We start from the raw sequence: 13,491 nt of genomic DNA on the forward strand, positions 1-13,491 counted from the left end.
TGTCAATTCCTTTCTGAGCCCCGTATTCTCATCTCGGACGGGGTGGTATGGTAATATTGGTTGAATTGCTGGTAAAAATAATTCATATTCGTGTAGCCCACAGAGGCCGCGATCACCGCGATCTTCTCATCACTGTTCACGATCTGCTCCCTGGCCATACAGAGCCGGTAGCACATCAGGTATTCCGAAAACTTCATTCCCGTTTCCTTGATGAATATCTGTCCCAGATACGTGGAATTCATGCGAAACTTATCGGCTATGATCTTCAGCGAGATATGGCCGCCGTACTCGGCCGCCACCATCAGAACAATCTTATGGATCAGAGGCGACATGGCCTCATATTCTATCTTCAGGATGGGATCACCGTTCTTCTGCTCCGCCTCCGGCAGCGTGCCGTGAAGTTGTTCCATGATGACCTTGCGGATACACGCTTCCAGCTCCTCCGCTCCCACCGGCTTCAGCAAGTAGTCCAGCGCTCCGCAGCGGAGGGCCTCCCTCACATAGTGAAAGTCATCGTATCCGCTCATCATGATGTAATTGGAATGAATGCCAAGGCCGCTTAAGCACTCGATCAGCTCATATCCCATGTCATTGCCGATTCTGACATCTACCAGACAAATATCCGGATTCCAGTCTATGATGTGTGACATGACCTCCAGAGATGTTTTTGCAGTCCAGATCCGCCCCACGCCTAATTTCTCCCAGTCCAGAAGGCGCTTTACGCCCTCCAGGACATTGGGCTCATCATCTACAATCAGAACCGTAACCATGCGGCCTACTCCTTTCCCGGCAGCGCCGGAAGGAAAATATCGATTTTCAATCCGCCTGCCGCCTGATTTTCAATATTCATCGAGAACGCTTCCCCATAAAAATAGCTGAGCCTCATATAGACATTGCGCAGTCCGATATCGGCCCCGGGGTCATCCCCGCCTTCCACCATATTCTTCCTGATCTCCAAAAGGCGGTTCTCCGAAATCCCCCGGCCGTTATCCGACATGGTAACCAGGATTCCATCCGCTTTCTTAACCGCTTCCAGCATCAACAGATTAAATTCACTCTCCTGGTCCATACCGTGATTGAAGAAATTTTCCGCCAGAGGCTGAAGCCAGAAGGCGATGGTATCTGCATCCTTTGCCTCCTCCTCAATATCCACCCGGTACACAAAGGTATCCGAGAAACGGAGGGACATGAGTTTTAAATACATCTCCAGAACCTCCACTTCCTTTTGCAGAGGAATCACCTCCGGACAGCGGATCAGAGTCCGGTAGAGCCTTCCCAGCCCCTCAATGGCCTCCGCCGTCTCCCTGTCCTTTAGTACCAGCGCTCTGGCCCTTATGCTTTCCAGTGTATTATAAAGGAAATGCGGATTAATCTGATGGCGCAGCGCCCTCATCGCCGTCTCCTGCTGCTTCAGCTTCAGCAAATACTCCTTGCGGATATATCCGTCCAGTTTGACGCTCACCTCCGACAATGCGTCGGCAATCAGCGTGTATTCATTGTAGTGGCCGCCCCGCTTCATGACCATGGTTCCCACCTCTACAAAAGAACCGTGTTCCATGGTTTTGAGCATATCCATGATATGGGAGAGAAACCGGGCCTCGCCCTGCAGATTGAAAAAGGCAACCATGACAGCCCCGGCGGCCAGCACAAGGACGGTCACGGCCAGCGTCGCGGCTCCCGCCCCGTTCGCCCGCCAGAGAGAGACGATGTCCACTGCCGATATGTACTCACTGTCCCCGGATGAGTTGACGAATTCAAAATAGAAAACCGGAAGCCTTCCTTTCCATAGAAACCAGCCTTGAAACGCATCCTTTTCGGAAGCCGTCAGAATCCACTCCCGCTCCCGTTCTCCCTTTACATTTTCATAGGATATCATTTTCCCCTTGATCAGGGCCCAGTCATACGCCTGGCTGCTTCCCTTGTAAATATCCTTCGATGAGCCGTAAAATGTCAGTGTTCCGAGACTCTTCATGACAGAATCCGGACTCCTCACTTCAAAGGATTCCAGCACCGTATCCCTGTCCGTCCTGTCGATCAGCTGCCATTCCCCTCTCAATCCATACGTTACCCTCATATTCCCGGAGAGATTATCCAGCCATATGATTTTTAATCCCTCCGGCGACCGGACCGTAACCGCGTTTACTTTCAGCTGGCTGTTGACAAACAGCTTCCGCATGTCACCGGGCAGCCAGGCGATCTGCGTGTTGGAACGCGCGCTGTTCTCCTCCCTGAGTCTCGTATAATCCTGCTCGCTGGTGCTTTCAAACAGAGTCTTCGTATCCTCCATCAGACTCGGCTTTGCATAAATGCCGTTCACATAATTTTCTAACTGTTCCGACCTGTCTCTTTTCTGCTGCTCCAAGGTCATAAAACTGGCTTGTACCTCCTGCCACCGGTTATCCGCCCATATGTTTGTAAAAAAGCAGAGTGCGAAAATCAGGCAAAACAGGGATATAAAAATAATAGAACAGACCGTGCCTGTAAAACGCCTTCTGTATACACTGATTTTCAAGAATGAACCTGATGTCTTTTTCATAAGCTTTTCCTTCTGTCCGTTCGTTGTCTTTTCTGCCGATTATTAATTATACAGTCGTTTTCTTCGATTCACAAGCAGATGCCATTAGCCGCATCCGGTCTGTTCGATATCTTATTCTATATTCTGTTCTATATTTTGTTCTGCATTTACTTATCAGTTATAAAACTCATTGATCTGCTTCTGCGCCTCCTGGATGACTGTATCAAACCCTGCGGCCTTTAATTCCTGGATCACGGCCGGAACCGCTGTCTCCGGGTCCGAAGCGCCGGTTAATAAGTCGTATTTGTACTTCTGCCATACGGTCAGGCAGTTGGACATCTCATTCTGAATATTGGTCAGATCGAGGGAGAAACCTAAGCAGGAAGAGGAAAACGCTTCCTCGTTCTGTTTCTTTACCTGATCCCACTGATCCGGGTCCGCATCCTCCGTAATGGACATGTTGAAGAAGGTTCCCTGCGTATAGGCGGCCAGCGGCCAGGTATCCGTCTGCTTCTCAATCACGCCGTCCCCCACATATTTGAACGTCTTATCCGGCACACCGTATGCCAGCATATCGCGTAATTTGGAGTCGGTATTCACGAGCTGCAGGAATTTCAGGCACTCATCCTTATATTTGGAGTTAATGGAAACGGCGTTCATGGAGCCCTGGATGGTATCGGTAGAATAGAGCGGGCCGAATACCTTAAACGCATCGTACTTTTCCACACCGTTTAATACCTGCCATGTGGCAACCGCGCTGGGCCATCCCTGTGCAGAAGAAAACGGAAGCTTCTTCTGCGGCTCGGTCAGAACATTCGCATCCGGATTGATGATGCCATCCATATACCATTGATGAAGCAGCTTTAAATTCTCCATGATATCCGGCTGCTCCAGAGTACAGATCACCGTTCTTGTCTGGTCATCTACCTTCACGCCAAGGGGCTGCAGACCGGAGGTCAGGCCGTCATATTCGTTAAAGAATCCATTAAAGGGGCTTCCCTGGGACATCTGAAGCGGATAGAAGCCCTTGCCCTCTCCCTCCTTCATATCGCGGAACGGTTTATCTAAGTCCTGCATCGTCTTGATCTGATCCAGATCAATGTTGTACTTCTGCACGTACTGATCGTCAAAATACCAGAACTGTGCCATGGACGAATCCTTATAGGTGGGAACGGAATAAACCTTTCCTCCAATGGTCACGCCCTTCCAGAGCTGCTCCGGAATCATTTCATAAAGCTCCGGCGCCACCGACTGGAGCTTGTCGGATATATCTTCGAACGCGCCCATTTTCACAAAACGGCTGTAATTCGTATTGTTTACGAACATCATGTCAAAATACTCGCCTGAGTTGATGATGGTGTTCATCTTCTTCTCGTAATCGCCCCATCCGGCCACCTTCAAATCCAGCTTTACATGGATCTTCTCCTCCAGATACTCGTTAATCGCTGCAATATCCTGATCAAAATCACTGGGCGTGGTTCCCCCCACGGTCCAGTATACCAGAGTCGGAATGTCTCCCCCGGCTGGATCGGCCGCAGCCGTATCCTTCGCAGACGCGCCATCTTTTTCCGCCGTGTCTCCCGCGGGAGTCCCCGTCTCTTTCGTATCTGTCTTAGCCGCGCATCCGGTTATGGTGCCGACGGCCAGCAGAGTGGCCAAACCGGCCGCAGCCGCTTTTTTCCATACATCTGTTTTCTTCATAAACAATCCTCTTCTTTCCTGATTATTCTATTATCAACGGGAAACCCGCCTGATAAGCAGTTATTAAAATACGGGCGCACTCACCCTTTGACGGCTCCGACCGTCAGTCCGGAGATAAAGTATTTCTGGAAAAACGGGTATGCACATGCGATTGGCAGTACAATAATGACCACAATCGCCATACGGGCCGCTTCCTTTGGCATATTTGCAACCATATCCGCCATACTCGCACCCATGGTGGCGGCGTTCTGCGCCAGCATGTTGATATTGGTCATGATGGCATTTAAAAGTGCCTGCAGGGAGTAGAGACGCTGGTTGTCGATGTACAGCATGGACTGATACCAGTCATTCCAGTAGGCAAAGCACAGGAACAGCCCAATGGTTGCGATAACCGGCAGGGAGATGGGAAGCACGATCTGAAAGAAAATCTTAAATTGGGTGGCCCCATCCATCTTGGCCGATTCGATCAGTTCCTCCGGTATGGTTGTCTTAAAGAACGTCCGGCATATGACGACGTTAAAGGAAGATACCGACAGAGGCAGAATCAGCGCCCACAGAGTATTCTTTAAATGCAGAAACTGGGAAACGATAAAATATGTAGAGACCAGACCTCCGTTAAATACCATGGGGATGAAGACCAGCATGGTGAGAAATCCGTTCAGCTTGTAGTCCGGCCTGGATAACACGTATCCCATCAAGGTGGTGAGAAGCGTTCCCAGGGCGGTTCCCACGATCGTAACAAACAGGGATACTCCCAACGCCCTGATGATCAGGGCCCCCTGCTTCAGCAGATAGCCATAGCCATCCAGAGAAATAATCTTGGGAATCAGCCGGTAGCCGTAATCGGTGATGGACTGCTCCGCGGAGAAGGAGATCGAGACCACCAGCACCGCCGGTATTACACAAATCAGGGCCAGAATCAGAAACATGATATTTAACAGAATATTAGCCCTCGCGGATATCCTGTTGAAGCTCTGCACGTCTGCCGCTTCCTTATTTTTTTTGGACATATTCTTCCTCCTGTCTAATGAATGAGTGATAGTAGCTTTTCAGACACGTTTTAGATCATCGCACTCTCCCGGTCAACCTTGCGCACTACGGCATTGGCCAGAAGAATGGTGATGCATCCGGCAACGGACTGGACGAATGCGGCCGCCGAGGCCATTCCCGTGGTCGATGACATGAGCTGTTTGTATACAAAGACGTCCAGTGTATACGTTACATTGTACAGGGAATTAGAGTCTCTGGGTACCTGATAGAACAGGCCGAAATCCGAATAAAAGATACGGCCCACCGCCATGATGAACATCATGATAATGACAGTCCGCATGAGCGGAAGCGTCACCCACTTCATCTGCTGCCATACGCTGGCCCCGTCAATACAGGCGGCCTCGTAATACGTCTTGTCGATTCCGGTAATGGTAGCCAGATACACGACCATGCTGTAGCCCAGATTTTTCCAGAGATACATAAAGATTAAAAAGCCCGGCCACAGCTTGGGAACCATGTACCATTGTTTGGGATCCTGGCCCAGGCCTTCCATTAGATTGTTTAACATCCCTTTGTCAAAGCTTAAGAAGGCCCACACCAGAGCGGTTACCACCACCCATGACAAGAAATACGGCAGAAACATGGCCGTCTGAAATACCTTCGCCATGCGCTGGTTGTGAATCTGCCCGATTAAGAGCGCCATGGTTACAGGAACCACAATGTTTAAGATAATGAAGGTGATATTATAGAGAATGGTGTTTCTGAGTATCATCCAGATATCGCCGGACGAAAACAGGAACTTGAAGTTGTCCAGTCCGCACCACGCGCTGGTAAGAATGCTGTGTAGAAATCCCCCGTTGATGGTATACTTTTTAAACGCAATAATAATACCAAACATGGGCAAAAACGAGAAGAGCAGGTACCAGACCGCGGTTGGAAATGCCAGTATGGTCAATTCCGTGTCATCCCTGTTCCACTTCCGCTTTTTCCCCGGCTTCTTTTTCAAATCTGCCATAAAATATGCCTCCTTTTTCTTTTTCATTGTTCTTTTTCATATCTAAAAAATATTATAATCTATGCATTTTTACTTTTCTATCTATGATTTCTTATATAGTATCCTGTAAATGTTAGGTATATCTGAAATTTTATTGTTTTATTTTTGTGCATTATGCACAATTATTTTCTTTCTATTTCCTCTCTGTCACAGTTTTTTATCTCACATTTTTGCAGGTATATCTAACGTTTATGAGATAGACAACCTTCTCCGTATTTTTTATACTGAACTCAGAAATGAAACCGACGCGGTACTCAAAGAGAGAGGAAGAACCCATTATGAATGCACAGCAAGAAATGCAGCAAAAAACGAAAGACAATATTCTGCTGATCACCACGGACCAGCAGCGTTTCGATACCATCAACGCCTGGGGAAACCAGAGTATCTTCACACCGCACATAAATTATATGGCAGCCATGGGGACCAGCTTTACCAGCTGTTACGCCTCATGCCCGATCTGTGTCCCCTCCAGGACCACTATCATGACTGGTATCGAGGGTTACGAAAGCGGCGTCGTATCCAACGCGGACCACAGGGCATTTATGGAAGCGCGGACAGCAAGGCGGCTGACGCTTCCCGCCATGCTTACGGACGCCGGTTATCAGACATGCGCAAAAGGAAAGATGCATTTTGAGCCGGCCAGGGCCTGCTACGGCTTCGAGCATATGACCCTGCCGTTGGACTACATGCGCGCCTGCGACAAAAGGGGCGACCGGGTAAGGCCCAAGGTCCACGGCATCGGTGAATGCCTCATGGAGCCTGTGATTTCCACGGTGGAGGTCAGGGACAGCATGACCTCCTGGATCGGGGATGAAGCCATTGATTTTATCGAGACCAGAGATCCCCTGCGCCCGTTCTTTCTCTGGACCAGCTTCACAAAGCCGCATCCACCGTTCGATCCCTGCCGCGATTTCTGGGAACTGTACCAGCAGATTTCCATGCCGGAACCGGTATACGGGGACTGGTCCCACTCCCTCGAAGACACCCCCCAGGGCTTTCTGGCCGGTTCCTACGAAAATACGGATATGCATCTCTTCGGTCCCCAACAGATTGCGGCCAGCCGCAGGGCATACTATGCCTGCATCACCCAGGTGGATTACCAGCTTGGCCGGCTGTTCGGCGCGCTGAGAGAACACGGTCTCTTTGAAAACACCTGGATTCTCTTTACCTCCGACCACGGAGAGATGCTGGGCGACCATTACATGTCCCAGAAGAACCTCTTTTTTGAGGGCTCCGCCCATGTGCCGTTCATCCTTGTTCCTCCAGCCGGGCGCAGCATCCCCCACAACAACCAGGTGGATGGCGTCATCACGCTGGCCGATGTATTTCCCACCATACTGGCTATGGCCGGACTCATACCTCCAGAGGATGGAAGCGGAAAAAACCTGCTGCCATTTCTCAGTGAAAAGGGACAGAAAGAAAAGAGATTCTACGGAGACAGCCTTCATACGAATTTCTGTGTGATGGAAGACCGGAAAAAGCTGATCTATACGAGAATTGGCAGCAGTATGCTGCTGTTTGATTTAGAAAAGGATCCCATGGAACGCCATAATCTGGCGGACGATCCAAAATACAGGGAAATCAGAGAGCGGTTGTGGAACTTATTAATCAGCCACGTAAAGAAAACCGCTCCCCAGGTATTAAAACCGGGAAGCGGCATAGACAATTCCGATACTTTTATTTCCATTCCCGCCCCCCGTTTTCCCGGAGACATGCCCGGACGGTGGCTGGGATTCCATTACCATGATTATACGGTAGATACGTTTCATTGAGCAGGAGGGAAACCAAAATTCTTATCTTGTGTTTCTATCCGGAAAAGTATATAATTTTTATATGATTTCGGAAGGAGGCTTTCAATTATGATAAGACCATTACCCGTAGGAATTGATGATTTTGAAGAAATCATAACAAAAGGATACTATTACGTGGATAAGACCCTATTCATCAGGGATCTGCTTGATAAAAAAGGAAAAGTGAATCTTTTTACGCGTCCGCGCCGTTTCGGGAAGACACTGACGCTCAGTATGATTCGATATTTCTTTGAAGATACCGGGACTGAGGCGGCAAACAAAGGAAACCGGACCCTTTTTAACGGGCTGAAGATCAGGAAGCAGGGAGAACTGTATACGCAGGAAATGTGTGGCTATCCGGTCATAAGCTTATCACTGAAGTCTTCGAAACAGCCTGACTGGGAGCTGGCATACGGCTGTCTGAAAGAAGAGATCGGCCGGGAATATCTAAGGCACCGTGATGTAACGGACTCTCTGGACACGGCTGAACAACAGAGACGGTTTGAGGATATTATGAACCTGCGGGGAAGCCGGCAGGACTTTATTACTTCGATTCGCTTTCTCTCAGACTGTCTGTATCTCCATTGGAAAAAGAAAGTGATTATTTTGATTGACGAATACGATGTACCTCTGGAGAATTCTTATTTTTCCGGTTTCTACAATGAGATGGCCGGTTTTATCCGCTCGATCTTTGAATCCGCTTTAAAAACAAATCCGTACCTGGAGTTTGCAGTGGTTACCGGCTGCTTAAGAATCACGAAAGAATCCATTTTTACCGGGCTGAATAATCTTGAAATGATTTCTATACTAAATCCTGCTTATGATGAATACTTTGGGTTTACACAGGAGGAAGTCAACGAAATGCTGCAATTCTATGGCTTATCTGAAAAGCGGGACCGGATCAGAGAGTGGTATGACGGCTATCTGTTTGGCAATACAGAAGTATACAATCCATGGAGTGTCATGAATGATGTAAAAATGATGACAACGGATGTCAATGCCCTGCCATCGCCCTATTGGGCAAATACAAGTTCTAACAGCATTGTACACAACCTGGTCGAGAATGCGGATACCTCTGTAAAGAGTGAATTAGAAGACCTTTTAGCGGGAGGCACGATTGAAAAACAGGTTCATGAGGATATAACGTATGACAGTGTGTACGACTCAGAGGATAACTTATGGAATTTCCTTTTCTTTACAGGCTATTTAAAATTAGTATCCCGCAGGCTGGAACAGGAAAAACAGTATATAACCATGGGCATACCAAATCTTGAAGTCAAATATATTTACAGTAATACAATAGAAAACTGGTTCCGCGTTAAAATCAAATCAAGAGACTTATCCGTCCTGTATCAGGCCATGCAGGATGGGAATGTGGAAGTCTTTGAGAGGGAGCTGTCAAGGCTGCTAAAGGAAAGTATCAGTTATATGGATGCGAAGGAAGCCTTCTATCACGGCTTTTTGCTTGGAGTTCTGAGCAATATGAGTGACTACATCGTAAAATCGAACCGCGAGAGTGGAAATGGCCGTCTTGACATTACAGCAAAGAGCCTTGATGACAGCAAGTCTCCGATTATCATAGAACTTAAGGCCGCCGAGACCTTTCAGGAAATGGAGGCGGCATGTGACAGGGCCGTGATGCAGATTGAGGAAAAGGAATACGATTCCTGGGCGCTGGAAGAAGGATATACAGAAGCACTGGATTATGGAATTGCATTCTTCCGGAAACGCTGTAAGGTAAAATTGAAACGCCATAGATTTTAAGCAGAATTGAGGTATTACAATGAAAAAACCACTAATCGGTCTTACGCCCTCCCACAACACGGACAACAACGACATACAGATGCGCCCCACCTACATAAAGGCTCTTACGGCCGCCGGCGCCATTCCTGTCGTGCTTCCGCTGACTTCGTCTGAGGACGACTTAAGGCAGCTTGTAGACACGCTGGACGGCTTTCTCTTCACCGGAGGCCCCGACGTCCATCCCTTCCTGTTCGGAGAAGAAACTTTAGACCGCTGCGGCAGCGTTTCCGCTGAGAGGGATCAGATGGAACTGGCTCTTCTCCCCCTGGTGATGGAGACCGGCAAGCCCATTCTCGGCATCTGCCGCGGGATACAGCTTTTAAACATCGGCCTGGGCGGCACCATCTGGCAGGATATTCCCAGCCAGGTAAAGAGTGATTTCCCGCTGGCCCACACCCAGCCCTTCGCCTACGCGCTCCCCTCCCACACCGTGACCTTGCAGCCCGACAGCCGTCTGGCCAGGATCGCGGAAACGGAGACACTGTCCGTCAACAGCATGCATCACCAGGCAGTCAGGGATGTGGCCCCCAGCCTCGTCGCCTCGGCCCGTTCCTCCGACCAGCTGGTGGAGGCGGTGGAGATGCCGGATTACCCGTTCTTCATCGGCGTCCAGTGGCATCCGGAGTATCTATGGGAGAAAAATGAAGCCGCCGCCAGACTCTTTTCCGAGTTTGTCAAGGCGGCGGCTGGTAGTGCATTGCGTAATTAACCGTAATGCACTACAGGAACTTAGCGCTTCTTCCCCGCAGCCGCGATCAGCACCACGCTGAGCAGGATGCACAGACAGCCCGCGATCTTTCTCGCGGTGAACAGTTCGCCGAGGACCAGCACTCCCAGGATCACGCTGGTGATCGGCTCCAGTGTGGACAGTATGGCCGCCGTAGAAGCGCCCGTATACCGAATTCCCAGCTGGAATAAGCTGATCGCTCCCACAGAGGCACAGATGGAGACCAGGAATGCAAACAGCCACGCCTGGCCGGTTAAGTGAAGCGCCAGCTGGCCGGTCACGCCTCCGTAAATTCCCGATAAGGCGGCGCCGAACAGGCATAAGTAAAACGACAGCTTAAAATAGTGCATGTTCTTGATCCCCGACTTGTCCATAACTACCATATGAATGCTGTAAAACAGGCCTGACAGCAGCGCCAGAAAGATTCCGGTGCCGCTTCCCGTGGCCGCAGAAAAATGTTCCAGGAACAACACGGTGCCGGCCGCTCCGCAGAGCAGAGCCAGCACCTTTTTTATCGTGATCCCCTCCCGGAAGATGAGGACACAGCCCGCGGTAACCAGCACGGGATAGATAAAATGAAGCGTGGTGGCCATTCCCACCGGTATGTATGAGTATGACATATAGAGCGTCACCGTCGTTGCGAACGCCCCGAAGACGCCGCACACAGCCACCGGCATTCTCCAGGCAGGTTCCACTTTAAGCGGGATTCCCTTTATTTTTAAGATCAGGAACAGGATCGGCAGGGACAGCAGACAGCGCAGGAACGTCATCGTGATCCCGTTGGCCCCGCCGTCATAAGAGATCCTGGCCAGGATGGGCGTAAATCCGAATATGACGGCAGAGGCTGCCGTAAATATAATTCCTTTATATACCTGGTTTTTCAGCATGGCAATTCTTCCTTTCCGGTGCAGAGCTGTCTGATCGCAGCTGTTCAGACGGCTCATCTACTCGACCAAAAAAACGGTCTAGAAGCAGAGCTTCAGACATTCTTCCGTAATGTCGCCGCAGAACACGTCATAGCTCTGTGTCTTTAAAAAATGTTCCACTTTTTCCGGCGATGAGGCCCAGTTGGAGACAATACGGCAGAGCAGCGACAAATTCTTGTCTCCGTCCCGCTTCGTTTTGATCATCACCAGAACTTTGATAATATCCTGTTCCCACAGAATAGGCGTTTTTAAGATGCAGACGTAACAGCCCGCGTTCTTTAAAATTCTTCCCAGGTCCTGGATATGGGCGATCCCGTTTCCCACCTCGTTGGCCCGGAAAGCATTCTTCCAGTCCAGCTCCGTGGCGATCAGGCCGCGCCCGGCCAGACATCGGTACAGGTTCTCCATGACCTCATCCCGATTCCGCCCCTCCAGTCCGAACATGCCGAATTCCGGCTTTAAATACTGCTCGATCTGTACCTGCTCCAGCTTATATTCCGCGATCGCACTGCAGACCTCGCTGGTGGAATCGCCGTCCTGTATCTCATAATACGGCAGATTCCCCGGCAGCCGGTAGTCGCTCACATAGATCAGATACTGAAGCTGGTTCAAATAGCCGTTATTGTGGTATTTATCCATCCATACCAGCTCATAGCCGTCCTTCGGAAGGCTTTCCGAAAGCTCGTTATAATAGATCAGCGCCTCCGAGAGCCCTAAGTCCCCGCAGAAACCGATCTTAAACTTTTTTCGCTTCTCATGGGTGCTGATAATCATGTTAAACGCCGGCACCAGATACGCGAACTCATTATTGTCCATCTGCACTCCAAACAGCTTTTCTATGATTCCGCTGGCGGAGTGAGCCACCTTGGTGGCAAACAGATAGCGGCGCAGATTCTCAAACAGAAGCGGATTTCTAACGATCAGATGCGTTCTGAGCCTTAAGACCATGGGCTCAATGCTGGTATATAAAAAGTCCAGAAACACAGGATCATCGGTAAAATCCAGTTCAAAATTGTCCTTCACCTCCCGCAGGATCTCCGCCACGCACTGCTTTAATGTGGCGTGTTCCTCGGAGCCGACAGGCCCGCTGTCCGGCATTTTCTTACTCAGGATATGGAGGGCAAAATACTCCCGCTCTTTCTCAGAAATCGATATGGAATAGAGTTCTTCCAGTTGATCCGCGACCTCCCCTGCCGCGTACCGCTCCCTCACATAATTCACCGTCATGGTACCGCCCGGCAGCTCCCCGATGCCGCATCCGGCCCTCATGCGCAGCACACTGACATACATATGACTGGCCAGATCCACGGCCAGAAACGGTGACAGCCTGATCTTATTGGCCCGGCACGCCTCCCAGACGATCCGGACCAGTGTCTCTCTCTGAGCATCCCAGTCATACTTTCCGCCATCTGCCCTCCGCTGAACCATAACCTGAAGCTTGTCATCGTACCGGAAGAAATATTCCGCAATACAGAGGCGCTTGTCCAGCTCATCACCGGCGACACCGATTCCCCTGCGCAGATTCACGTCGATCTCCAGACGGAACTTGGCAAGAAGGGTGCGGGCGCGGTTCAAGTCCTGGGTAAGGGTTGAACGGCTGATGTAAAACGTGTCCATCAGCTCCTCCGCCTTATAATACGGCTTTCCGATCAGCAGCTTGTTGATGATATAGATGACTCTCTGAAAATTATACCGGAACACTTCGCCCTTATTTTTCCGCAGATTGGCCCGGAGCGCCTTCGACAGCCCATCCATGTCGGAGCCGTCTCCCACCAGCAGGCGGTAGCCGTAGGACCGTTTCGATTCGATCTCCACGCCGTACTCCTTTAAGAAGCTCTGAAGCTCCTTTAAGTCGTACTTTACCGTGCGCACAGAAACCCCGGCTGCTTCTGCGAGAGCAGCCGAGGTTACGTACGTTTTCCTGCCTAGCATCGTTTTTATCATGATGACATATCTGGTTCTTGCCTCAACCATGAGCTTCTGAC

10 protein-coding genes are annotated in these 13,491 nt (G+C 50.0%); 3 read left to right on the forward strand and 7 right to left on the reverse strand.

The window, feature by feature from the left end; all coding sequences use genetic code 11:
- Positions 1-2 precede the first annotated feature (2 nt).
- From DFR60_RS11950 to DFR60_RS11970, 5 genes are all read right to left on the reverse strand, one after another.
- On the reverse strand, positions 3-770 hold the full coding sequence (locus tag DFR60_RS11950; protein ID WP_110323105.1) for a response regulator transcription factor: 768 nt from the start codon (positions 768-770) through the stop codon (positions 3-5).
- A 5-nt stretch (positions 771-775) separates the two neighbouring features.
- On the reverse strand, positions 776-2,368 hold the full coding sequence (locus DFR60_RS11955; RefSeq protein WP_243005051.1) for a sensor histidine kinase: 1,593 nt from the start codon (positions 2,366-2,368) through the stop codon (positions 776-778).
- A 321-nt stretch (positions 2,369-2,689) separates the two neighbouring features.
- Positions 2,690-4,216, reverse strand: coding sequence for an ABC transporter substrate-binding protein (locus tag DFR60_RS11960; protein WP_110323107.1), 1,527 nt, complete (start codon positions 4,214-4,216; stop codon positions 2,690-2,692).
- Between the two features lie 80 nt (positions 4,217-4,296).
- On the reverse strand, positions 4,297-5,226 hold the full coding sequence (locus tag DFR60_RS11965; protein WP_002601997.1) for a carbohydrate ABC transporter permease: 930 nt from the start codon (positions 5,224-5,226) through the stop codon (positions 4,297-4,299).
- A gap of 50 nt (positions 5,227-5,276) precedes the next feature.
- A complete protein-coding gene (locus DFR60_RS11970; protein WP_110323174.1) occupies positions 5,277-6,221 on the reverse strand; it encodes an ABC transporter permease in 945 nt (314 codons plus the stop codon).
- Positions 6,222-6,538: 317 nt separating this feature from the next.
- On the opposite strand from DFR60_RS11970, the gene DFR60_RS11975 reads away from it, so the two are divergent.
- The 3 genes from DFR60_RS11975 to DFR60_RS11985 all read left to right on the forward strand — a co-directional run bounded on the left by DFR60_RS11975 (position 6,539) and on the right by DFR60_RS11985 (position 10,562).
- Entirely contained in the window at positions 6,539-8,032 is a 1,494-nt protein-coding gene (locus tag DFR60_RS11975; RefSeq protein ID WP_110323108.1) for a sulfatase-like hydrolase/transferase, read from the forward strand.
- 87 nt (positions 8,033-8,119) lie between these two features.
- A complete protein-coding gene (locus tag DFR60_RS11980; protein ID WP_243005052.1) occupies positions 8,120-9,814 on the forward strand; it encodes an AAA family ATPase in 1,695 nt (564 codons plus the stop codon).
- 19 nt (positions 9,815-9,833) lie between these two features.
- The gene (locus DFR60_RS11985; protein WP_110323110.1) at positions 9,834-10,562 is read left to right on the forward strand and encodes a gamma-glutamyl-gamma-aminobutyrate hydrolase family protein; all 729 of its coding nucleotides are present in this window, start codon (positions 9,834-9,836) and stop codon (positions 10,560-10,562) included.
- A 20-nt stretch (positions 10,563-10,582) separates the two neighbouring features.
- Here DFR60_RS11985 and DFR60_RS11990 read toward each other — a convergent pair whose 3' ends face one another.
- Both DFR60_RS11990 and DFR60_RS11995 read right to left on the reverse strand, forming a co-directional pair.
- Complete coding sequence (locus tag DFR60_RS11990) at positions 10,583-11,467, reverse strand: DMT family transporter (RefSeq protein ID WP_025531855.1); 885 nt, start codon at positions 11,465-11,467, stop codon at positions 10,583-10,585.
- 78 nt (positions 11,468-11,545) lie between these two features.
- A complete protein-coding gene (locus DFR60_RS11995; protein ID WP_110323111.1) occupies positions 11,546-13,480 on the reverse strand; it encodes a BglG family transcription antiterminator in 1,935 nt (644 codons plus the stop codon).
- Positions 13,481-13,491: the final 11 nt, after the last annotated feature.

It is taken from the genome of Hungatella effluvii (assembly GCF_003201875.1).
In the GTDB taxonomy this organism is placed as follows: Bacteria; Bacillota; Clostridia; order Lachnospirales; family Lachnospiraceae; genus Hungatella; species Hungatella effluvii.